This window comes from Streptomyces sp. NBC_01233, assembly GCF_035989305.1.
In the GTDB taxonomy this organism is placed as follows: domain Bacteria; phylum Actinomycetota; class Actinomycetes; order Streptomycetales; family Streptomycetaceae; genus Streptomyces.
The window spans coordinates 18,388-39,873 of sequence record NZ_CP108516.1; the positions used below are offsets into that span (position 1 = coordinate 18,388).

Here is a 21,486-nt window from a genome sequence, read left to right on the forward strand (position 1 = left end):
CATGGCTGCTACGGTGCCTTGCCCTGCATGTGTGAAGGCGTTGTACTGTCGGCAGGCGGAGACGCAGGGGCTAGGGTCCTCACATCGGAGATTGGTACAATCACAGCAGGCTTTGGCTTAGGGTTGGCGGCATAGGCGAAGACCACCACGCCAGCCGCAACAGCAACGGCTGCCCACGCGAGCTGTGGACGCAACGCTTTAAATCTCTCCCGCGTGAGGTAGTAGTTGGCATAGACGGCGACCGCTCCGGCTGCACTCCTCAGAGGAACCGACCGTCGAGCCTCTTCTGATTCAGGATTCTGCCGCGCTGCCGTGTTGGCCACTTGCAGGGCGCGATACAAGTCGGGAATATCATCCGCGACGTGACCGTATAGTTCGTCCTTGTAAACCGCTAACTCGCCATAGAGGTGGCCGAGCGCCTCCCGCCGCTTTCTGTCGCGGCGGCCGGATGAGCCCTGGAGCTGGTTTTTAAACTTTTCAAGGTCCAGCTGTGCGAGGGTTCCCCATTCATCCGTGAGAAGTTGGCTCGTGCGAAAAATCATGTAGCCGACAGCGATCAACGCGGTAGTCAGCCCCAGACCTGCAGCGAGAAGCCGAGGCCACTGAGAGATATCCAAGGAGCCAAGCCTCGTGAGTTGAATTCCCGCCACCAGGGCACCGCCGACGCCTGCGGCCGCCGTCAGAAGCCAGCGCGCCGTAGTGCGTAGTGCCTGGGTAGCTGCGGCATAGTTACTTGCCGAGGCTGTGGGAGACGGTTCTGGAGGAGCGGACATATAGACCGACGCTCTCTGGACTCGCGAGCGCCACTGTCACACTGCGGTGACCGTGGCAGTACTCCGCGAGTTATATCCGCCAGAACCATCGTTGAGGTGGCGGCGCAGGCGTAGCCCGGCGTGTTGTGCCCGATCAGGCGGAACTTCCGTGCGTCTGCTCCGAGACGACTTGGTCGAGCGTTCGGAGCGGCTCTCCCTGCTCCATCTCCTTCTCGCTGAGCTCGATGTTGTACAGGAGCCGGGAGATGTTCTGTTCGATCAGGAACTCGACGAGCTGTGGGGTAACCGGCACCAGGAAGCCGACCAGCGTGCGGTCATGGGTCAGGGCGAGAGTTTGTCCCGCCGCGCCGGCGTCCTCGATGAGACCACCGGACAGATCTCCCATTCGCACGGTTCGGATGGGAGGAGCCTCCTCGTGCCCGTCAGTCGACGTCACTCCAACCAATGCGCCGAATCGCTTGAGCAAGGTTGCAGGCAGTTCGAGCACAGCAGCTGGCACCGCCAGGTCGCGGGACTTCATTGCCCCGACAAGGGTGTGACAGGGCTCGGTGGCCGCCTTCTCCACGCTCCGCTCCTGGTCACCGGATGACTCGACGAGCAGCGCGTCGAGAGTCACCAGCGGCTTGCCCGCGGCTATCTCCTCCTCAGACTCGGTCAGATTCTGCTCAATGCGCGAGCGGTTGTAGTCGATCAGGTGCTTGACCCAGGCCGGGGTCAGGGGGACGAGGACACCGATCAGCTCTCGGTAGCTCTTGATCCCTACAAGCTCGCCGTCGCGGGCGTACTGCTCCAGCTGCGTGCCACGCATTTCGCGGACGCTGATCATCTTCATGGTGGTCTCCTTCCCGGTTCACCGTTGGCGACATCCGTCGACGCCTGTCTACAGATATCGACAGTACGCACTGTCGGGCGTCACTCGCAAGGCCTCCCCGCTGGCAGGCGTACGACACGCCTGCTGCTGCGGCACCGCGGTCGGGGTTCCAGGCACCCCTTCCGAGCGTGCCGCCCGCACTTTCTGGAAGAAGATCGGCGAGCTGCAGTCTCGGAAGCGCCGAGGATCATGCAGAACAGGCCCGAGAGGGGCGTGAAGGGGGCCAGGAGCGCTTATCTAGCCCTCGGCGCCGCGGAGTGCCGATCAGCCTCCGAGAGCGGCACACGCTCGCTCACGGGCGCGTCGCCTTTGCCCCTGTAGTCGCCGCCCGAAGGGCGTCTGTGTTCATCGGCGAAGCCGATGTGCCCTTGAAAGTCGTGCCCGAAGGGCTCCTTTCTTATGTTCTGACCTGCACCGACTCCTCCAGGGACGCCCCACGGCGCAGCCGCGTCACCCATTCGGGTGACGCGGCTGCGCCCCCCTCCTCTGGTCTATTAACAGGGCCTTGCGCTTGCGAGCGGACGGTCCTGTCCGGAGCATGACCGTCCGGTTCTCCGGCTGTCCGCCGTCCCAAGCTCAGGCCACGACCCTGGCCTGCTACGCGAGGGGGTCAAGATCGTTTGCGGCCGGGTGGCGGGCTGAGGTGCCCCGAGCAGGGGTGGTGGGTGCGGCGCGGGCCGTGCCCACCACCCAGGTCCTGGAATGGCAACGCCCTGTTAATAGGCGGCGGGCCGGTGGGGGTATCGGCGGCCCATCGCCGTCGTGGTGACTACCGCAAGCCGGTGCACGCCGGGGGCGCCCTCCGCCGGCCTTCGACCGCGGCCCGTACGGGGCCGGGCACGAAGAGGAGAAGCGTGGCTGGGGCAGGTGGGACTGCGGCGAGGCCCCCGCGGACCGGAACCGCGTGCACGTCGAGTGGGGCACACCTTCGTGGGCTGAGGCCAAAGACGGGCCAGCAGCAGAAGCGGGGTTGCTCTGCCCGGCGAAGCCGAGGTCTCTCTCGCTTGCCCGTCACAAGACCAGGCCGAGACGGCGGTGCCGCTGCGGCCAGCGGTACGGGAGAGAGAAGAACTTCTTGGGGGGGCTTATTAGAGGGGAGCGTTTTCCCAGGTCAGCGAGGCGCGTGCGTTTTTTTTCCGACCAGGCTGGTCGGAAATCCGTCGGGTCCGGTCGGAAATCCGACCATCGAAACGACCTGGGACTTTGCACATCACCGCAGGTCACTTCGACGGTCGGAAATCCGACCAGACCCGTGGAGCTGCCCGGCCTGGACCCCGCGAACGACGACGCCCCCGGCGCGGGAGTGCGCCAGGGGCGGGGCCGGTGTGTGACCACGGACGGCACTGTTGCAGACGGAGCGGACACTGTCGCGGGCTCACGCGGACACGATGTCGGTGAAGCGCGCGTAGTGGACCTGGAAGGCGACGTCGGGCGCGATGGCGGTCCGGGAGCTGCGCGCCTTCGCGACGACAAGGTCGGCCTCCGAGGGCCGGGACGTCGGGTCGTACGCGTCGTCACGGTGGACCAGGACCACGGTGTCCGCGGTGAAGGCGACCTCGTCGTCCAGGTCCTCCAGGGCCGGCATCCAGTGCGGCCGCCGCGAGACGGCGCCGAGTGGGGCGGTGACGACGACCGGGACGGCCAGCTCACGGGCCAGGGCCTTGAGGGCGCGGGCTGCCTGACCCGGGGAGAAGCTCTGCCCCACGGCGTCCAGCCCGTCCACCCCGACCAGCTGGACCTGGTGCTCGTGCACCAGGCGCCGGGCGTGCTCCACCAGCTGGCCGTCCGCCAGCAGGGCCGGCGCCAGGACGTACAGCGGGGCCGCCTCGAGGATCGAGCGCGCACGCTCCAGCCGGCGGATGTCTTCCTCAACGAGCTGGCCCGTCCGGACGTGGTCCCTCGACACCCGCCCGGCCGTGACCAGCGCGCGCACCATGATCTGCTCCGCGCTCTGCTCCGCCGACGCGAGCAGCACGGGCACCACCACACGCTCCTCGACCCGGCCCGCGAGCGTGCCGCCGGCATTCCACTGGCAGATGTTCTGCAGCAGGGTGCTGCGGCCCAGGCCGGGCCGGGACGCAAGGACCGTCAGTGTGCCCGGCTCCAGCCCGCCCATCACGGCATCGAGCCCCCGCAGCCCGGTCGGAAGACCCGGCCGGTGCCTGAGGCTGTGCGCCGGCGCTTCCCCGCTGCTGGCGAGGAGCTCCGCCATCGTGAGCACGGGCGACTGCTCGGTCCACTCCATCTCGAAGGACGTCCTTTCGACGAAGGGGTGGCCGCACCGGTGCGGCCACCCCAGGGTGGGAAAACAGGCAGGTCACAGACCGATCAGGTGTTCGCCATGTCGACGAACCGGCTGTAGTGGCCCTGGAAGGCCACGCTGATCGTCGCCGTCGGCCCGTTGCGGTGCTTGGCCACGATCAGGTCCGCCTCGCCCGAGCGGGGAGACTCCTTCTCGTACGCGTCCTCGCGGTGCAGCAGGATCACCATGTCCGCGTCCTGCTCGATGGAGCCGGACTCGCGGAGCTCGCCGATCTGCGGCTTCTTGTCGGTGCGCTGCTCGGGCCCGCGGTTGAGCTGGGACAGCGCGATGACCGGGATCTCCAGCTCCTTGGCCAGCAGCTTGAGGTTGCGGGACATGTCGGAGACCTCCTGCTGGCGGTTCTCCGGGCGCCCCATGCCGCCGGACTTCATCAGCTGCAGGTAGTCCACGATCAGCAGGTCCAGGCCGCCCTTGCTCTGCTTCATCCGGCGGGCCCGCGAGCGGATCTCGGTCAGCGACAGGTTCGGGGAGTCGTCCACGATCAGCGGGGCCGCGTCGATGGCGGGCGTGCGCCGGGCCAGCCGGTTCAGGTCGTCCTCGGTGACCGTGCCCGCGCGGATGTGGTGCAGGGCGACGCGGGCCTCGGCGCTGTAGAGCCGCTGCATGATCTCGGAGCGGCCCATCTCCAGCGAGAAGAAGGCCACGGTGTTGCCGTAGCGGACCGCCGCGGCCCGGGCCATGTCCAGGGCGAGGGTGGACTTGCCCATCGCCGGGCGGGCGCCGATGACGATGAACTGACCGGGCTGGAAGCCGTTGGTCAGACTGTCCAGGTCAGCCAGGCCGGTAGGGATGCCGTCGATCGTGTCGGTGCCCTTCATCCGGGCGTCGAGCTCGTCCCAGAACGAGGGCACGTCCTCGCGGACGTAGGCGTAGCCGGCGGTCTGCTCCCGGGTCGCCAGGGCGTCGAGAACCTCGGCCTCGACGGAGCTGCGGACCTCGTCGAGCTGGCCGACGCCGGAGTAGCCGAGCTGCGTGATCTTCGTCCCGGCCTGGACCAGGCGGCGCAGAACGGCGTTCTCGTGGACGATCTCGGCGTAGTAGGCGGAGTTCGCGGCCGTCGGCACGGCCTGGACCAGGGTGTGGAGGTAGGAGGCTCCGCCGACCTTGTTGATGTCACCGCGCCGGGTGAGCTCGGCGCCGACGGTGATCGGGTCGACCGGCTCGCCCTTGCCGTACAGGTACAGGATCGCGGCCTGGATGGTCTCGTGGGCCGGGCGGTAGTAGTCCCGCTGCTGCATAGGGGTTTCGAGGACCTCACCGATCGCGTCCTTGCTCAGCAGCTGGCCGCCGAGGGCGGCCGTCTCGGCTTCGAGGTTGTGCGGCGGAACGAGCTCGAAGCCGTCCCGGCGAGGGCGGGGGTACTCGTCGTCAGGGGCGGCGTGGGGTGCGACGATGGTCATACGGATCTCCTTGGTGAGGTCTTCTGTGGCGGCCGGTTCTTAGCGGGAGTGGCCGCCACAGGCATGTGCGGAACTACGGGTACGGGTCACGCGGGCTGACCGGCACGGAGCCGGGCCAGCAGGTCAGCGCCGTTGACGGACGCGGGTTCGGACCCCTGACGCTGCTGACGCTCACGCTCGGCGAGACGGCAGGGCGAGCAGTCGCCCTCCTCGAACGCGGGATGCCGTTCGCACATCGCCGGGCCGGAACGCTGCTTCGGCACCGACGCCTGCGGGGCCTCGGGCCAGGTCATCGCGTCCTCGATGCTCTTCCAGCTCGGCTTCACCCGGCCCATCCACTCGGCCAGTCGACACAGGTGGTCCAGGTTCGCGCCGGCGGCCAGGAGCTCGGTGGCCTCGGCGCCGATGGCGGCCGCGCGCTTGGGCAGGTACGGGTGGCCGCTGGCCGTCATGCCGCTGGCCCAGGCGTCCACCACGGGGGCCGCAGCCGAGACGTCAGCATCGGGGGCGGTGTCGGGCGCGGCCGCCTTCTTCGCTCGCTTCTTCGGCGCGGTCTTGGCGGCTGGCGCTGCTGCGGCGGGCGCGGACCGACCGTTCTTCGGAGTCGCTGCAGGCCGCGCCGTACCCCCACCGGAGCCGACTAGATCCGCAGGCTTCTCCGCCCCGGCTCCGCCAGCCAGCGCCGCGGCCGCAGCGGTCTGCGGCCGACCGGAGGTCCGCCGGACCTTGCCATCCTGGGTACGGGTGTGGACCGGAGGCTGCGGCGGGTTCTCCCGCCAGTCGGTGGTGTAGGCGTCGAGCTTGTCCCACACGTTCCGCCAGCCCACGTACGTGTCCATCGGCAGGTCGTTGACCTGGTACTTGCGGAAGCTGTTCTGGATGCCGCCCTTGCCGGTCGAGGTGACCAGTCGGCCGTCGGGGTTCATGACCAGGCCGTGCTCTTCGAGCAGGCGCAGGGCGTCCTTGACCATGGTCGGGCTGGCGGGCTTGTCATTGATGCCGGGCAGCAGGTAGCACAACTGGTCCAGCGACATCCGGCGCAGGCCGCCGCCGGTCCGCCGTGCCGTCTCGGAGACCATCGCGCGCAGCAGCAGGTACAGGTGGAGGGCGGTCCGGGTGATGCCGGGCACCAGGAGCACCCAGTCGCGGACCTGGGTGTAGGACCAGTAGTCGGTGATGTCGCCGACGAACTCAATGTCCTCGGCGTTCTCGTCCATGACGGGAGCAGTCATCGGGCCACCGCCCCGGCGGCCGGCGCGGAGGTGCAAGTGGTGTTGTTGGGCGCGTTGGTAGTCACCAGGCGGTTGTATGCGCCAAAGCGGACACCCCCGTCAGGACAGGTCAGCGCGCGATTCAGGGTGTAAGTCGTAGTCATCACGGCGCCTTCGTACGTGGCCGCGACGGTTACCGTCGCGGGCTCCACGGAGGCGGGCCGGAGGGGGCGGTGCATGTGGGGCGGGCTCCCTATCGGGGTAGGGAGTCATACGTCGACGGGGGGACAGTGACCAGGTCAACCGCTGGGGATGCTGCGATTGACTAGACAATGTCGCTATCCTGGCGTTGGTAGCCGGGCCTCGACCGAGGTCAGGGGTGCCCGGCGTTACCGCCGACATACGACTCAGAGCAGTGGCTTCCTAGGGCCTGGAATGAGTCGGGATCATCAGATGGCCGTCTCCTGTTGACGCAGGGGGCGGCCATCGCCCATTTACGGGCTGGGGTCGTGCGTGACCATCGTCTGGCCCTTCTCCCGGTTGGGCTGACCGGGGATGTCGTGGTAGGTAGGTCGCCATCCGGCGATCCTGCAACAGCTTCCTCGCAGGTCAGAACGCCTTTCCCGCCTGACAGGTTCCGCACAAGCGGCAGATCCGCCCAGCGGGAACACACCAGTGCTGGAAGCCCGCCTGACGGGATGGAAGACGCCACACAGCGACCCGGTAACAGTCTGCTGTAGCGAAGCGGAAGGTCGGAGCCGCAGCGGAAACTGACTGCGGGACAGCTGCACGGGGGGCAATGACATGCCGGCCTTCCAGGTCCGTTGGTTTCGCCGCGCAAGCCCGCGGTTACTCGGATGTGGGGCCATCATTCACCCTCGCCGAATCGATCGGGGCGACTGGGCGGATCCTGGGTGTGTCGGTGGGTGTCGAGCTGGACGAAAGCTACGGTCGCGTCGTCGCTGACCTTGAACCGTGCCCAGCGGGTGCCATCCGGATCGGAGCCTTCGGCGGCACGGGTCCTGGAGATCAGTTCGGCGGGTCCATCAGCTTCCAAGACGTCTAGCAACTCTTCCCACGACAGCTGGTGGAAGAGATCCGTGAGGCGGCTGGCGCCGTCGGACAACAGGGCGGCCCGTCGCACGTCGGCCGCCGGGACGCTGCCGGTGATGGCGTGATCGGCGGCGGCCGGGTTGGTCGCCGCAACCCAGTACCCACCTGGACGATTTCGCAGCCCACGTTGTACGGCCACCAGCTCGGACACTCGGGCAGCCCGTTCGGGTGTGCCTGCGGGTCCGGCGAGCGCGGCCGCCATCTCGGGTCCGGCGACGGCTTCGACGCTGGTGTCCGCCACGGCCTGGACCGTTCCGGCCGCGTCCAGCACCAGTACCGAGTCCGACAGCACGAGATAGTCGATGACGCCCTGGCGCTCGCGAAGCATCGCCACCGTGGAGGCCGGCACCGCCTCCTGGTCCAGCGCACACGTGCTGCTGTGCATCGAGTTGACGTCTCGGATCGCCGTGCGGAGTGCTTCGGCGAGCGGCTGTTCCTCGTCGCCCATGAGCGCCACCAGGCGTGCGCCGAGCTGCCGGACGTACCAGGGCGTGCCGTGGCTGCACGCCATCGGCAGGTCTTTCGGCGCGGACAGGCCGTCCAGGACTACGACGGCGCCCGGGCCGACGAAGACTCCGTCCTCGTTTTCGGCTCCGACGCCCTTGGCCGACGACACGGTGACCTGCACGGTGGGTTACGCCCTCTCAGGCTGGTAGAAGGGGGTGATCCGCTCGCTGGCGACGATGTCCAGCGTCTCCGGGTCGTAGGTGCTCCTGATCAGGACGGAGAACCTCTTGGCCTTGAGTTCGCGGTGGACGTTCTCCAGCTCCGAGTTCAGCCAGTGGACGACGCCACCGCTGCCGCGGGCGTGGATGCCAGCGATGTACAGGAACGTGCCCTTGCCGTCGGGGCGCGGCAGCCTGCCGAAGTAGGCGATGTCCTGCTTCTGCCCGCTGTCCATCGGGGAGCGGTAGACCTCACCGCTGTTCAGATCGGTCAGGAACCAGCCCTTGCTGTCCTTGTCAAAGCGCAGGTGAGGGTCGCTTTCGAGGATCTGCTCGATCAGGGGGCTCAGGCGTGGACCGCAGATCACCACCAGGTTCGACCGGTTCAACTTGACGTTGCCGCCCAGTGGGATGCGCTCGAACGAGATCTCAAGGCCGACTTCCTCGGCGAGTCCCCGGAGGCGCTCGTACGTCTGGATGTCCTCGGTGGCGATGACCGGGCCCTGGATGACCTTGTCGCTGCCGTCCTTGAGTTTTCCCTCCTCCAGCTTCTCGGCGAGCGCCACGATGACGCGGCCGCTACCCAGGAAAAGCCGTTCAGGGGGAGCGCCCTTGGCCAGCTGGCTGACGCGGCCGGCGCTGATGCCCAGCGCCGTCGCCAGATCCTTATTGCTGGTCACGCCCGTGCGCAGGGCCTCGTTCATTGCTTCGTTGCGGACCGATTGCACCTGGCCCTCGTAGTCCTGCAGCCGGCCCACGAGCTGATGGGCATTCTTCGCCCGCTGAAGTGGATCGGTCAGGGCCCGTACATCGGAAAGCGCGGTGTCGAGCGCCGCGTCGAGCTTGTCGTCCATGTGTGTGCCTCCCTTCTGGGGTCATGTTTAGCGCACTAAAGACGAGTCTTCAAGGTGGTTGACGCTCAGGTGGTGCCGCCCTACAGTTTCGTTCAGCAGCCGCTTTAGCTCGCTAAAGACCGGCCTTGCGAAGACTATATCTGCACGTCAGAGCCATCTTTCTGCACCACAGCGCCGATCACACGGCGAATTGCACAGCACAGCTATGCCCTGGTGGCCCCGGTGAACTCGCTCTAACCGAGCGGGGTGATGGGTGGCTGCTCGTTGCTTCTGAACTCAACAGTGGACTGAATTTCGGGCGCGGCGCCCCTGCCGTCATTTGACGAGATGACCCTCCTACCAGCGGTTTTACACCTGGTGGGGTCTTGAGCGGGGGGTTGGCCGCACGGCACCCGAGAGCGGATCTGTAGAGGGCCCCAGGGGTGGGGCCGAGGGTGCGATTCCCCGTCCGCTCACCGCGCCGCACAGACGGCGCGACCCCCGGCACGGCGCTAGAGACGCCATGTGTGCCGGGGGTCTGCACGGACCACCCGATCTAGGAGCTGTCCGCATGACCATCATCGCAACTTCCGCCGCCCCGATCCGCCCGCAGGCCGCTGTCGACGCGCTCGATGACGTCGTCGCCGACGCGTTCAGCCTGTTCGACGAGGTCCAGGGGCTGGCCAAGCTCGGCGTCCGGCTGGCGCTGACGGTCCTCCCGGGCCGGATCGCTGCCGACGTGACGCTGCAGCCGGAGTCCGCCGGCCTCCTGCCGCGGCTGGCTGGGGAGCTGGAGAACACCTCGATCACCTACACCCCGGCCGAGGTCGGGATCGTTGGCTCGATGGGCCAGGGCAACATCGCGGTCCGCATCACCGTCGGCCGCGCGCACCTGACGGCTGGCGACCTCGAGGACCTGGTCGCCGCCGTCGACCTCGACCCGGCCATCGCCGCGTACGGCCAGGCCGACGACGAGTACATGGAGCGGGTCGCATGACCGAGGCCGAGCGCGAGGAGCTCTCCCGCCGCCTCGCGGAGACGAACAAGCAGTCCACGACCCAGTCCGGCAAGAACGGGTTCGACCCGATGGGGGGTGGCCAGCTGTGAAGCTCTGGCCGTTCAAGACGATCCGCGCCGACCGGCACGACAAACTGGTGGCCGCCGAGGGCGCCCTGACCGTGGCCCTCGCCGAGACGGTCGCCATGGAGAAAGCCCGCGACACGGCTCTCTCCGCGCGGGACGACGCCCTGATCGCCCTCGAGCTGATCCAGCTGGAACTGGAGGGCAAGGGGCGGGAGCTGGAGAGCCTGGAGCGTCTCCTGGACCAGGCCGCGCACGGCGTAGGCAGCATTCACGTCCTGCTGAACGACGGTGAGGCCATCAGCGCCCACCGGACCAAGGACGGCGCGAAGGCCGCCGCACGGCTCCGCTACGGAGTCTCCGAGGACGGCTGGAGCCAGGGAGAGGGCCGCCCGCCCACCGACGGCCAGGTCATCTCCACCATCCCGCTGGCCGCCGACACGGCCGACACCGACACAAAGGCGGCAACAGCATGAACCTTCTGCTCAGCAAGCCGAAGCGGGTCGTGAAGAACTTCTGCCAGGAGCACGGCGACATGGAGGGCTGGACCGCCGAGGACTTCGGCCTCCTGTATGACCTGCTCATCGTCGCCCACGCCCCGGGCCCGCTCCGGCGGCTCTGGCTTAGGGCGCAGGTGCTGGCGATCCTTGCGTACGCCATGCCGCTGTACGCGCTGGCCGAGCTGGTGCACGCGGTCCGCGGCTCGTGCTGGCTGCCGCTGGAGCACCACCTGGACCAGGTCGACGAGCGGTGGACCGCCGCCAGCAAGGTCTGCGCGATGGCCAGCGGCCGCGCGTTCGTGGCCCGCGTCGCTGACACCGGCGAGCGGATCACGGACGCGACCTGCCGGGTGACCGGCCGCCTCGCCAAGGTCTGACCCCCCTGTACGACTCCGGAAGGAGGCCCCGTGTCCACTGTCGTGGACCTCGCCACCCTCCGCCCCGTCATCGGGGCGGAGCCGACCCCCGCCGAGATCCTGGCGGATGCCCGGCACCAGGCCGAGCAGATCATCGAGACGGCCCGCGACGAGGCGGGCCGGATCCTCGACGGCGCCCAGCGCGCCGTCGAGAAGGCCGACGGTGAAGTCGCCGCGGCCGAGGAGAAGCGCCAGCTGCACGAGCGGCAGGCGATCCGGGCCCGCGAGCTCGCCGACACCGAGACCGAGGGTGCCGCCGAGATCGTGGGCAAGGCCCGGGCGCAGGCCGCCGAGCTCTTGGACCAGGCCGCCGAACTCGCCTCCCGCCGCCGGACCTCGGCGGAGGAGGCGTACAGCAAGGCACTGACCGACGCCGAGGAGATCCGAAGCGGGGCACAGGCCCGGGCCGAGGAACTCCTGGAACAGGCCCGGACGGCGGCGGCCGAGGCGGCGACAATCCGCGCGGCCGCCGAGACCGACGCCGAACTCGCCCGCCGCAAGGCCCACCTCGACCTGGACGAGGAGACCGCCACCCGGCGGACCGAGATCAGGCAGGACCTGGAGCGCCAGCGGGAGACCACCGACCAGCTCCGCGTCGAGATCCAGGAGAAGTTCCGCTCTCTCGACGCCCAGCAGATGACCGAGTACGAGGAGCAGCGCGACCGCCTGGACGCCGAACTCGCCGACATGCGCAGGAAGGCCGGCGCCGAGGCGAAGTCGACGGTCGACAAGGCGGCCCGGGAGGCCGAGAGCATCCGGAAGGCAGCCGAGCGCGACGCGGCCACCGCCACCGGACGGGCCGCGGCCCGAGAGGCTGCGGCCGAGAAGCTCTTCGTCAAGGCCGAGGCGGCATCCCGCCGGACATCGCGGCGGATGGGCTGGACCCGAAAGTTCTGGACGGGCGCCCCCTGGATCGCCCTCGCCGCCGGCGTCGGCCTCGCCGCCTCCGGCGAATACGAGCTGGCCCGCCTCGTCGGCATCAACCCGTACGTCGCTCCGCTGCTCCCGGTGAGCATCGACGTGTACGCGGTGTCGGCGTTCCGGGCCAAGCGGGACATCGCCCCGGCGCTGCTGCTGATGGCCGGAGCGAACCTCGCGTTCCACATCGCCGATCAGGCGGGCATCGGCCACGGCGGCAAGGCGACGCCGTGGCAGCTGACCGCCGCCGTCGTCCTCATCTTCGTCGCTGTGATCTGGCGGGTGCACGCGCTCCTGGGCCACCACGGCGAGGAGAGCGACGGCCGTACGGACGAGGCGGACTCGGCCCGTACGGATGGCCGTACGGACGGGCCCCGTACGGAGCCCGCACGGGGAGACCGTACGGAGCCCCGTACGCCCCGCGACCGTACGGGCCGTACGGCAGCCCGTACGGATAAGCGCCGTACGGCCCGTACGGACACCGGCCGTACGGGCAGCGCGGCGCCCGCCCGTACGGACGCCGAAGCGGTCGCCATCCTCCGGGCCCTGACCCCGGAGACGGATGGCTTCGTGAACGTCAACGCCGCCCGTACGGCCCTCGGCAGCAACCGCGACCGGGCCGTACGGCTGCTCGCCGAGGCGGGGCTGCTGCGCCCCGCCGACGCGGCCAAGCACCTGAGCAACTGAGCACCTGGACCGGCGGCCGCCATCGGCAGCCGCCGGTCCGTACGGCGCGGGCCACAGCCCGCCGCCTCTGCCCCCGACAGACGGCGGGCCCCACCCCGAGAAGGAGTTCCCCATGGACATGTCCCACCTGCTCTCGCCCGAGGCGTTCGCAGAGTTCAGCCAGGCGCGGCGCCGCTCGCACGGCACCGACCACGAGGTGTACGACGACCTGCTCGCCGCGGTCCGGGCGAAGTACCGCGCCGAGCACATCTCCGGCGACCGCTTCAAGGCCGCCGCCCGGCGGTCGAGGAAGCTGGAGAAGCACGCGAAGACCCTGGTGAAGGCGGCGAAGGCGCAGTACGAGGCGATCCAGGCCCTGCAGATCGCCCTCACCGACCACACGGCCCTGGTCGCCGTCCTGCCCGAGCAGCGCAAGACGAAGGCGCTGGCCAGGGCCCAGCGCAACGCCGCGATCGGCGAGTTCGCCTCCAAGTCGCTGCACAAGTCGGCGGAGCTCCTCACCAAGAAGGACGGCGAGGACGCGGGGGCCGGCGGCAGCGTCCCGGGCTCGCTCTACGACCTGGACAAGAAGCGGGGTGCCGCGTGACGCAGCCGATGACCCGGGCGCAGGCCCGGCGCCTTCGCCAGGACGCGCACCGCGAGAAGCGGATCGCGGACTTCTCCGCCCGCCTCGGCGAGTGGGGCGTGATCCTCGCCTGGGTCGAGGAGGCCAAGGCGGTCGCCAAGGCGGAGCAGCAGAAGGGCAGCAACGCGGCCGTCGTGGAGCTCGCCCGGACGCTCGAGAACTTCTGCACCCGCTACAGGCCGTAGTCATCCTGTGGGCGCGTCAGGGCCGCTTCCCGGTCGGGGAGCGGCCCTGATGGGGCCCCAACCGGACGCACGGATACGCGGACGCGCGGACACGCGCGCGCGTACGCGAGGACATCACTCTCTGTCAAGAGGAGTTGGCATGTCGGATGACGGGGATCTGGTTCACTTCCCCACCCGAGAAGGGGACTTGAGCGGGATGCCGGGGCTTCCCCCGCCCCGCCGGGCTGCTCCGCCGGAGACCCCGGAGGAGACCACGATGGAACTGCCGGTCATCCCCGAGCGGGAGACGGCCGCGCAGTCGGCGGCGGCCGTCACGGCGGCGCCCTTACCGATGACCGGCCTGCCGCCGGCCCCGACCGCTTCCGGCGCCCCGGCCGTCGGCGGTGGGAGTCTGGCGGTCGTCGCTCCGCTGGCCGTCGCGCTGGCCGCACTCCGCGGTATGGCGATGGTGATCACGGACTGGCGCCAGCGCCGGATGAGCGAGCACGCCGAAGCCGCCCCGCTGCGCGAGGCGCAGATGAAGACCAAGGTCGCCGCGCTGGAGCAGCAGGCGGACCACGCCCTGGCCATGCGCAAGCTCGGTGACCAGGGCCGCGAAGCGCGCGCCAAGGCCACCGTCCCCTCCAGCCAGGAGTACGGCCGCAAGGCCGCCAGCGGAGGAGGCGGGGGCGGCCGCAGCGGCTCCGGCTCCTCCGGAGCGACGGGCGGAGGCAAGGGATCGGCGGGCACGTCCGGGGGCGGCAAGCCGGGGGCGAAGCCCGCCAACTCCTCCGGGACTTCCGGACCCTCCGGCGCGTCGGGGAAGGGCCCTGGAGCGAAGGGCAACAGCTCCATCTCCGGGAAGGGCGCCACCTCGTCGGGCTCCGGCGGCACGTCGGGCTCGAAAGGGTCCGGGGCCAAGGGGTCGGGATCCGGGGCCGGCGGAGGCAAGGGCGCCGGAGGCGGCAAGGGCTCTGGCCTCCAGAGCCCGAGCGGAGGGAAGTCGCCGAGCTCGTCCGCCTCAAGTCCGGCGATGGAGCGGGCCCGGGGCCGCCAGGAGCGGCGGGCTGCTCGTCAGGCTGCCCGAGGAGAGCGGCGGGCGGCAGACCAGAGCGCAGCCCTGGCCGACCGGACCAAAGACCGCGACCTGGCCCGCGACAACAAGCAGCAGGCCCGGGAGGCCCGCCGCGCGGCGAGGGAGACCCGCCGGGCCAAGAGGGCCGACCTGCGGGCCGGGCGCAAGGAGCAGCGGGAGAAGAAGAAGGAGGCGGCCGAGGCCGCCAAGGCCGCCGAGGACCGAACCACCTTCGGCGAGGCCGTGGCAGACACGGCCAAGCGCCGCTTGAAGAAGCGCCGCAAGAACATGGCCCCGCCCGTCCTGACCACCGTCAAGCGGCGCAAGAAGAAGAAGCCCAAGCCCGGATCCGCTCCGGGCGCCGGAACACCATCCGGTCCAGGAGCGGGCAAGCCGTCCAGCACGAAGAGCTCGGGGACGAAGAAGCCGAAGTCCGGTTCGAAGCCGGGCTCCGGACCGAACCCGCCGTCCGGAACGGCGTCGGGGACCAAGAAGCCCAGGCGGCCGAAGAAGACCCGGGTGAGGAAGCCCAAGCCGAAGAAGACCGGCCCGGGCAAGGCCGGACCCAGCACCACCGCAGGCACTGGGTCGGCGAAGAAGAGGAAGAAGCCCACCGGCGGCCGGAAGGGATCAAACACTCGCAACAGCCGCTCGACGTGGTCGTGGTGGAAGCGCAGGAAGACCCGCAAGCCGGGCCCGGCCGGCTCCACCAGCTCCAGCACGAGCGGCTCCGGCACGCGCTCGAGGTCGTCCGGGCGTGAAGACGCCTGGACCTCGGCGCAGCAGGCGACCGGTCCGCGCTGGGATCCCTTCTACATCTTCCGCGACGACGAGCCCGCCCCGGCGAAGAAGCCGCCGGCAGGCGTCACCGCCGGGCAGCGCGGACTCCCCCGGGCATCCGAGCCGCACACCCAGCGCCCCGGCACCCAGCGACTGCAGGGCACCGCGGGCACCCAGACCAAGGAGTCCCGAGTGAGCGCAGCCGACACCAAGAGTCCCCAGGGCGGCCTGGCCGCCCAGCACCAGACCGAACTGAACCTCGGCGGCTACCTCAAGAACATGAGCCGCGTCGGCCTGGGGGCGGCCGAGACCGAGGCCGAGACGAGGATCGTCGTCGACCAGATGAAGCAGGCGGTCAAGGCGATCGAGGAGATGCAGGCCGATCTTCAGAGCTCCCAGAACGTCACCGACCCCGGCGTGATGCTCAAGCTCGACCAGCTCGCCGAGGCCGCCCAGACCATGGCCAAGGAGGCGGAGCGCATGGCCATCAAGTGCCGTGAGGCGGCTGACGGCGCCCAGATGGCCGCCCGGGTCCTGTACGCCGACTACCGCCGAGACAAGGAAGCCAAGGCGGACGCGGGGCTCGCCCATGTGTCTGCAGCCGCTCACCACGAGGGATGAGGACATGAGCGACATCGCCCGCCCGTCCGGCGACAACAGCTACGCCGGACTGCAGCGCAAGCTGAAGACCTTCGCCGTCGCGCTGGAAACCGCCAGCGAGGCACTCGGCAAGATCCAGAAGGACATGAGGGACCACGCTTCCCTGGCCACCGCAACCGCGACCCAGCTCGGGGAAGCGGGCGGCGACGAGAGGTACGTGGACCTGACCGACACCGTCGCCACCCTCCTCGGTGAGGCCGCGACCCAGACGCAGCGCACCAAGTCTGCGGCCGACACCGGCGCGGCCGCGGCCCGCGCTGCCGCCGACACCCACCGCGCCAAGTACGGCGCCCTGGACGAGATCCGCACCAGCCGCACCACCAAGACGCCGAAGCCCGGCTTCTTCTCCTGATCCCCCACCCCACTTGAAAGGGAAATGGGGCGGGCCGCGAATGCGCGGCCCGCCCCATTCCTTTTCCCACTCTCACGAAAGGGAGGTTCACCCCGTGTCGAGCTTGGCTATCGGACACACCATCGCCCGCCGTGTCCGCCTGGAGCGCACCGTCTACGGGGCGGCAGCTCTCGGCCTGGTCATCGCCCCCAACATGGATCCGTCCGGGACGGCCAATCTCGCGATGCTCGCCACCGTCGGAGTTCCCACCGGAATCGCCGCCGTGCGCGCCTGGCGGAAAGCGGGCAGCCCGGATTGGAGCCTGATCCGCCTCATCACCCGGGCCCTTCCCTTCGCCTCCGCCACGGCGGTCGATGTGAGCGCCCTGTTCACCTCCGGGTGGGGAATCGACGCCGCCGTCGCGGCGGGCTGGGGCCTGTCGATGGCCTTCTGGGCGCCGCTCTCCCGCTCCGGGAACCTGCGCCTGGCCCACCAGGCGCTGCGGGAAATCGAAGCCGCCACCATCGAGCCGGAAGCCGCCGCCGGCGCCGAGGACGAATTCGAGCGGACGCTGCACGCGATGTGGGAGCGGGCGCAGATTCCCGGCGACACCCGGCTGCGCAACATCGAGCGCCACATCGGCCGCACCATCGACTTCTCCGCGCTCGTCAAGGCCCCCGACGGCCGGGTCGTGCCGAACTTGGACCCGAAGACCGTGGCTGGTGCCTTCGGGGTCCCGGTGGAAGCCGTGAAGTTGACCGACACCGCGTACGGGCCGGGCTGGATGGAGGTCACGGTCACGCCGCAGGCCCTCAAGGAATCCGCGAAGAAGGGCCCGACGGACTCCGACTGGTGGGCGCAGAACATCGCCCGCACTGGCAAGGCCATCCCCGGCTCGGTCTTCGACTACAAGATCCGCGACGACGAACGTGGCGTCACCCACTGGGTTGCCCAGATGGAAGACGAGACGGACTCCCCCCGCCCCGACATCCCCAAGCTGTGCACCGCCGTGGGCGCCAACAAGGAGGACCTCCGCGTCTTCGCCCACGTCGACGGCTACCGCGTGCACGTCATGGTGTGCGACGAGCCCCCGCTGGTCGTCGTCCGCCACGCCACCCGCGAAGACGTCACCCCCGACGCCAAGGGCTTCTGGCGCCTCGGCGTCGCCTACGACGGCTCGTACGTCAACGGCCGCGTCCACCGCCCCGAGGGCATCGCCCTGGGCCTGACCGGCGGCGCCTCCGGCTCCGGCAAGTCCCAGCTGATCATCCTGGGCGTCGCGGCCGCCGCCAACGCCGACATGGTCAACTGGGTCGCCACCGAAGGCGCGGACGGAAAGATCGCCCTCCTCGCCCGGCACGTCGACCGCCACGGCGTCGGCGCCCTCTACATCTGGCGCATGCTGCGCGCGGCCGCCGCCCTCATGGACATCCGCGGCGCCATGCCCCGCGCGGACGGAACCTTCCGCGACTGGAAGCCGAACGACCCCGGCTGCCCCTACCGCGGCCTCACCGTCGACGTCGACGAGTACCTGGCCGCAGCCAAGCACGAGAAGTACGGCGAGCGGATCAGCCTCCTTGGCGAGCTGCTCGGCGTGAAGGGCCGCAAGTACGGCATCGGCTTCAAGGCGGCCGGCCAGGACATGAAGGTCGAAGACGGCTTCACCACCACCATGCGCAACCAGCTCAAGGCCAACAGCCGCCCCGTCGTCTTGAACATGGGCGACGCCGCCGCTACCCGCCGCGCCTTCGACGGCCTGGTGCCTTCCGAGTACATCCCCGACCCGCTCCCCGGCGAGTACGGCGGCACCCGGCTCACCATCGAGCAGCGCATTGCAGGCGAGGAAGCCCCCGAGGACGCCTCCGGTATCGGCGGCGTCGGCTGGATCGTCATCAAGGGCCGCCCGGTCCTGATGCGCACCCTGTTCGTCGACCTGTCCGGCGACGACGCGGAAGCCAACCTCGCCGCCCTGTTCCCGGACACCGTGGAGGGCCTGACCGACTACGAGCTCCAGAAGCTCGACGAGCTCGGACTCCTCGGCGACTGGAATGCCCCCGACCTCGAGGACGAGGACGACGACCAGGCCGAGGGTCAGAGCGACACCGAAGACGACGCCGCCCCCCGCAAGACCCGCAAGAGCAAGCCTGCCAAGGCCAAGCCGAAGACACCCACGGCGGCCGACCGGGTCACCTCCTTCCTGAGGATGCTCCCCGACGCCGACCGGCAGATGGTGATCGACGCGGTGACCGGCGACGGCGTCACCGCTGAGGACGCCGCCGCCGCGTTCGACGCCCTCACCCACGCCTGACCCACACCCCACCGCCCGGGCCCCGGAGAACGCACTCCGGGGTCCGGGCGCACCCTGCGACGACCCTGGAGACCCTCGTGACCGACCCCCGCCTGCCGCTCAGCGACGACCAGGCCGCCGACGAGGCCCGCCGCCTCATCGAGGACGCCTACCGGCCCGCCCTCCCGATCCCCACGTCCTACCGCGACACCAGCCCCGTCCCCGCCTTCGGGCCCACCCCGCCCGTCGCGCAGCCCGGCCGGCCCCCGATGGGGCAAAGGGCCACCGACGCCAGCGCCGTGATGCTCGCCGCGGGCATCGCCTCCGTCCCCATCGGCGGCTCTCTCTCGCTGGTGCTCTACACCGTCGGCAACGTCGACCCCGTCGTCGTCGGCATCGTCTGCGCCGCCCCGGTCCTGCTGCTCGGGGCCCTCTCCAAGGTCATCAAGAGCGCCAAGTCCGCTCTGGAGGCCGCGCCGACCGATCACCACCACCACTACAACGGCCCGGTCATCCAGGATCACCGCTCCATCACCGCGACCACCACCACGCGCGGCCTGGTCGCCCGCACGAACAACGACATCCGCAACTGACCTCGGAGGACCAAGATGTTCGTCATTCTCAGTGGCCGCAAGAACCGCCAGCTGAACACCACCATCCAGGACTTGCACCACCGAGCCGAGCACCACCGTGGCCGACGCCTGACCGCCGAGCACCGCATCGAGCAGGCCCTGGCGCTGCTGGAGGGCAAGGACACCAGCGAGGCCAACCTCCTGCGCGCCACGCTTAAGGGGGAGTTGTGACCGCCACGACCCACGTCGTCGTCTCCCACGGCTCCGACTTCTTCGGCCAGGACACCTTTCCCGTCCGCCAGCTGCGCGAGCTCGGCCAGTACGTACGCGGGGTTCTGCCCGCAGCCGACCACCCGCCGTTGACCCGGCTCCTGGACGACGCCGGTGACAACGAGCACACCATCGACGGCGACCAGGCCGCGACCCTCGCGATCCTGCTGCGCCGCGCCGCCGGCCACCGCGGCCTCAAGAAGGCGTACGCCGACATCGCCGCCCGCCTCGCCCGGGCCGCCGCCTTCGCGGCCGCCGACACCGGCCCCTGGACCTGGACTAACACCAGCGACGGACTTCAGCTCCAGCACTGATCCACCCGACCACGCTGACCAGACCACCCAAAGGGGTAGCCACAACATGACCGCCATCACGGAAGTCCACGCCGCGTACGAGCAGTTCCTCGCGGCACGACTTGAGTTCCACGCCCGGACATTCGGGGCCCGCGTCGAAGCGGACCTCGCCGACAGCCAGGACATCCAGCGGTTCGAGGACTTCAAGGCCGCCAGCCGCGAGGTCGCGCACACCGCCGACCGCACGAGGCGAGCCCGCCGCAGCCTCAAGCGCGCCACCGACCCGGACGAGACCCTGAAGCGCACCGCCGAACTCCACGCCGCCCAGGACGCCGAAGCACAGGCCCGCGCCACCTTCGAGGAGCGGAAGAAGGCGGACAAGGGCTGGGCGACAGTCGCCGCGACCGGCCGGTTCATCAAGGCCGCGTTCTGGCCCGCCATGGCCGTACTCGCCGCCCTCGCCGCCTACTCGGTCGCGGCCCTGTCCTGGAAGCCCGCCGAAGACCCCGCCGCGGCCGAAGACGACGATGCCTACACGCACGTGCTCCGCCGAGGCGCCGTCGGATTCGGCGCAATCATCGGCTGCGGCCTCTTCGGCATCGCCTACGCGATCCTCGTCATCGAGGGCATCACGGGCGGCGTCCTGGTTGCCGTCGTCATCCTCGGCGCCGGCCTCGGGCTGCGGCGCTGGTTGAAGACCTCCGACCGCCACGAGAACGCTGTCCTCGGCATCAGCTCCAGCTGACTCGAGGCGCTGACACGTCCGAAATCGCCCCCGCTGTCACTGCGGGGGGAGAAGACTGACAGGGGACGAGACCGAGGAAAGCGGCCTCGTCCCCCGGCTCAACCATAGGAGCACACACGATGCCCGACACCACCACGAAGCAGCGGCTGCTGCCCGCCGAGGAACACTTCCTCCGCAACCTGATGTCCCTGGAGGAGCCGCTGCTGATCTGGCTCTGGGAAACCACCCGCGACGCGCGCGCCGGAGCCGACGACGTGTACGAGCTGCCCGCCAGCCTCGACGGCGAGCAGGCCCGCGACGCCTGGGACCGCATCTTCACCGCGCTGCCCGCCGGGCTACGCAACCAGTGGCACGCCCTGCGGACCGGCAAGGAGCCGGAAGGCGGGAACAGGATCTACGGCGCCGACGGCCACGAGCACAGCCCGCTGTACGCCGTCTCCGTCGACCAGGGCGACGTCGACGTCCTGGTCGAGCTGCTCGAACACTGCCGCAAGGCCCTGGCCCGCGAGAGCGGCTACAGCGACCTGCACAGCATCCTCGACGAGGCGGGCGAGTGGTACGGCAACGCGGAGGGCGCCGACAAGCCCGAGACCGCCGAGCAGGTCGTGGGCAGGCTCGCCCGTGCGGTCGCCGTGCTGCAGCTGGACCATGACGGCATGGAGCCGCTCCTGGAGGCCGTGAGCAACCCGGGCCCGGACGGACGGATCACCCTGACCCCCAGCCAGGCAGCGACGGCCGACCGCTACTTCGAGCGTGTCATCGCCGTGGTCACCGAGGGCATGTCCCCGCTGGACCGGGCCCTGGTCCGCTTCGTCGAGTTCGGCGACACCCACACCAGCTGACCCCGAGACATGAAGAGGCCCCGTCCACCCGGACGGGGCCTCTTTGCATTTC

At 69.8% G+C, this 21,486-nt stretch carries 21 protein-coding genes; 14 read left to right on the forward strand and 7 right to left on the reverse strand.

The window, feature by feature from the left end; translation table 11 throughout:
* Nucleotides 1-8: 8 nt before the first annotated feature.
* From OG332_RS47440 to OG332_RS47470, 7 genes are all read right to left on the reverse strand, one after another.
* Nucleotides 9-617 carry a hypothetical protein gene (locus tag OG332_RS47440; protein ID WP_327419694.1) on the reverse strand — a complete coding sequence of 203 codons (609 nt, stop codon included), beginning with the start codon at nt 615-617 and terminating at the stop codon, nt 9-11.
* A 289-nt stretch (nt 618-906) separates the two neighbouring features.
* Nucleotides 907-1,605: a hypothetical protein gene (locus tag OG332_RS47445; protein ID WP_327419695.1), complete on the reverse strand. Its 699-nt coding sequence runs from the start codon at nt 1,603-1,605 to the stop codon at nt 907-909.
* 1,414 nt (nt 1,606-3,019) lie between these two features.
* A complete protein-coding gene (locus OG332_RS47450) occupies nt 3,020-3,889 on the reverse strand; it encodes a DnaB-like helicase C-terminal domain-containing protein (RefSeq protein ID WP_327419696.1) in 870 nt (289 codons plus the stop codon).
* 83 nt (nt 3,890-3,972) lie between these two features.
* On the reverse strand, nt 3,973-5,367 hold the full coding sequence (gene dnaB, locus OG332_RS47455) for a replicative DNA helicase (RefSeq protein WP_327419697.1): 1,395 nt from the start codon (nt 5,365-5,367) through the stop codon (nt 3,973-3,975).
* Nucleotides 5,368-5,453: 86 nt separating this feature from the next.
* A complete protein-coding gene (locus OG332_RS47460) occupies nt 5,454-6,599 on the reverse strand; it encodes a hypothetical protein (RefSeq protein ID WP_327419698.1) in 1,146 nt (381 codons plus the stop codon).
* Between the two features lie 847 nt (nt 6,600-7,446).
* Nucleotides 7,447-8,319: an integrase gene (locus tag OG332_RS47465; RefSeq protein WP_327419700.1), complete on the reverse strand. Its 873-nt coding sequence runs from the start codon at nt 8,317-8,319 to the stop codon at nt 7,447-7,449.
* Nucleotides 8,320-8,325: 6 nt separating this feature from the next.
* Nucleotides 8,326-9,210, reverse strand: a complete 885-nt coding sequence (locus OG332_RS47470; RefSeq protein ID WP_327419701.1) for a sigma-70 family RNA polymerase sigma factor — start codon at nt 9,208-9,210, stop codon at nt 8,326-8,328.
* A 550-nt stretch (nt 9,211-9,760) separates the two neighbouring features.
* Between OG332_RS47470 and OG332_RS47475 the strand changes: the two genes are divergently transcribed.
* The 14 genes from OG332_RS47475 (at nt 9,761) to OG332_RS47540 (ending at nt 21,434) form a co-directional block, all read left to right on the forward strand.
* Entirely contained in the window at nt 9,761-10,186 is a 426-nt protein-coding gene (locus OG332_RS47475; RefSeq protein WP_327419652.1) for a hypothetical protein, read from the forward strand.
* Between the two features lie 106 nt (nt 10,187-10,292).
* The gene (locus tag OG332_RS47480; protein ID WP_327419653.1) at nt 10,293-10,745 is read left to right on the forward strand and encodes a hypothetical protein; all 453 of its coding nucleotides are present in this window, start codon (nt 10,293-10,295) and stop codon (nt 10,743-10,745) included.
* Entirely contained in the window at nt 10,742-11,146 is a 405-nt protein-coding gene (locus OG332_RS47485) for a hypothetical protein (protein WP_327419654.1), read from the forward strand. Before OG332_RS47480 ends, OG332_RS47485 begins: the two co-directional genes overlap by 4 nt.
* 30 nt (nt 11,147-11,176) lie before the next feature.
* Nucleotides 11,177-12,790, forward strand: a complete 1,614-nt coding sequence (locus tag OG332_RS48125) for a hypothetical protein (RefSeq protein ID WP_442816418.1) — start codon at nt 11,177-11,179, stop codon at nt 12,788-12,790.
* Nucleotides 12,791-12,902: 112 nt separating this feature from the next.
* Complete coding sequence (locus OG332_RS47495) at nt 12,903-13,376, forward strand: hypothetical protein (RefSeq protein ID WP_327419655.1); 474 nt, start codon at nt 12,903-12,905, stop codon at nt 13,374-13,376.
* Complete coding sequence (locus OG332_RS47500) at nt 13,373-13,600, forward strand: hypothetical protein (protein WP_327419656.1); 228 nt, start codon at nt 13,373-13,375, stop codon at nt 13,598-13,600. Before OG332_RS47495 ends, OG332_RS47500 begins: the two co-directional genes overlap by 4 nt.
* A gap of 256 nt (nt 13,601-13,856) precedes the next feature.
* On the forward strand, nt 13,857-16,055 hold the full coding sequence (locus tag OG332_RS47505) for a hypothetical protein (RefSeq protein ID WP_327419657.1): 2,199 nt from the start codon (nt 13,857-13,859) through the stop codon (nt 16,053-16,055).
* 4 nt (nt 16,056-16,059) lie between these two features.
* Nucleotides 16,060-16,446 (forward strand): conjugal transfer protein TraB, encoded by a 387-nt coding sequence (locus tag OG332_RS47510; protein ID WP_327419658.1) that lies wholly within the window; start codon nt 16,060-16,062, stop codon nt 16,444-16,446.
* Between the two features lie 94 nt (nt 16,447-16,540).
* Nucleotides 16,541-18,733 (forward strand): hypothetical protein, encoded by a 2,193-nt coding sequence (locus tag OG332_RS47515; protein ID WP_327419659.1) that lies wholly within the window; start codon nt 16,541-16,543, stop codon nt 18,731-18,733.
* A 77-nt stretch (nt 18,734-18,810) separates the two neighbouring features.
* A complete protein-coding gene (locus OG332_RS47520) occupies nt 18,811-19,305 on the forward strand; it encodes a hypothetical protein (protein ID WP_327419660.1) in 495 nt (164 codons plus the stop codon).
* A gap of 15 nt (nt 19,306-19,320) precedes the next feature.
* The gene (locus OG332_RS47525) at nt 19,321-19,515 is read left to right on the forward strand and encodes a hypothetical protein (RefSeq protein WP_327419661.1); all 195 of its coding nucleotides are present in this window, start codon (nt 19,321-19,323) and stop codon (nt 19,513-19,515) included.
* Nucleotides 19,512-19,868, forward strand: a complete 357-nt coding sequence (locus OG332_RS47530) for a DUF7739 domain-containing protein (RefSeq protein WP_327419662.1) — start codon at nt 19,512-19,514, stop codon at nt 19,866-19,868. The genes OG332_RS47525 and OG332_RS47530 overlap by 4 nt, the downstream gene beginning before the upstream one ends.
* 46 nt (nt 19,869-19,914) lie before the next feature.
* Nucleotides 19,915-20,592 (forward strand): hypothetical protein, encoded by a 678-nt coding sequence (locus OG332_RS47535; protein WP_327419663.1) that lies wholly within the window; start codon nt 19,915-19,917, stop codon nt 20,590-20,592.
* A 119-nt stretch (nt 20,593-20,711) separates the two neighbouring features.
* Entirely contained in the window at nt 20,712-21,434 is a 723-nt protein-coding gene (locus OG332_RS47540) for a hypothetical protein (RefSeq protein WP_327419664.1), read from the forward strand.
* Nucleotides 21,435-21,486 lie beyond the last annotated feature (52 nt).

Coding starts and splice junctions, on each gene's coding strand:
- OG332_RS47510 (WP_327419658.1), top strand. CDS start 16,060: ATGAGCGACATCGCCCGCCCGTCCGGCGACAACAGCTACGCCGGACTG.
- OG332_RS47540 (WP_327419664.1), top strand. CDS start 20,712: ATGCCCGACACCACCACGAAGCAGCGGCTGCTGCCCGCCGAGGAACAC.
- OG332_RS47535 (WP_327419663.1), top strand. CDS start 19,915: ATGACCGCCATCACGGAAGTCCACGCCGCGTACGAGCAGTTCCTCGCG.
- OG332_RS47460 (WP_327419698.1), bottom strand. CDS start 6,599: ATGACTGCTCCCGTCATGGACGAGAACGCCGAGGACATTGAGTTCGTC.
- OG332_RS47470 (WP_327419701.1), bottom strand. CDS start 9,210: ATGGACGACAAGCTCGACGCGGCGCTCGACACCGCGCTTTCCGATGTA.
- OG332_RS47475 (WP_327419652.1), top strand. CDS start 9,761: ATGACCATCATCGCAACTTCCGCCGCCCCGATCCGCCCGCAGGCCGCT.
- OG332_RS47505 (WP_327419657.1), top strand. CDS start 13,857: ATGGAACTGCCGGTCATCCCCGAGCGGGAGACGGCCGCGCAGTCGGCG.
- OG332_RS47495 (WP_327419655.1), top strand. CDS start 12,903: ATGGACATGTCCCACCTGCTCTCGCCCGAGGCGTTCGCAGAGTTCAGC.
- OG332_RS47485 (WP_327419654.1), top strand. CDS start 10,742: ATGAACCTTCTGCTCAGCAAGCCGAAGCGGGTCGTGAAGAACTTCTGC.
- dnaB (WP_327419697.1), bottom strand. CDS start 5,367: ATGACCATCGTCGCACCCCACGCCGCCCCTGACGACGAGTACCCCCGC.
- OG332_RS47450 (WP_327419696.1), bottom strand. CDS start 3,889: ATGGAGTGGACCGAGCAGTCGCCCGTGCTCACGATGGCGGAGCTCCTC.
- OG332_RS47525 (WP_327419661.1), top strand. CDS start 19,321: ATGTTCGTCATTCTCAGTGGCCGCAAGAACCGCCAGCTGAACACCACC.
- OG332_RS47445 (WP_327419695.1), bottom strand. CDS start 1,605: ATGAAGATGATCAGCGTCCGCGAAATGCGTGGCACGCAGCTGGAGCAG.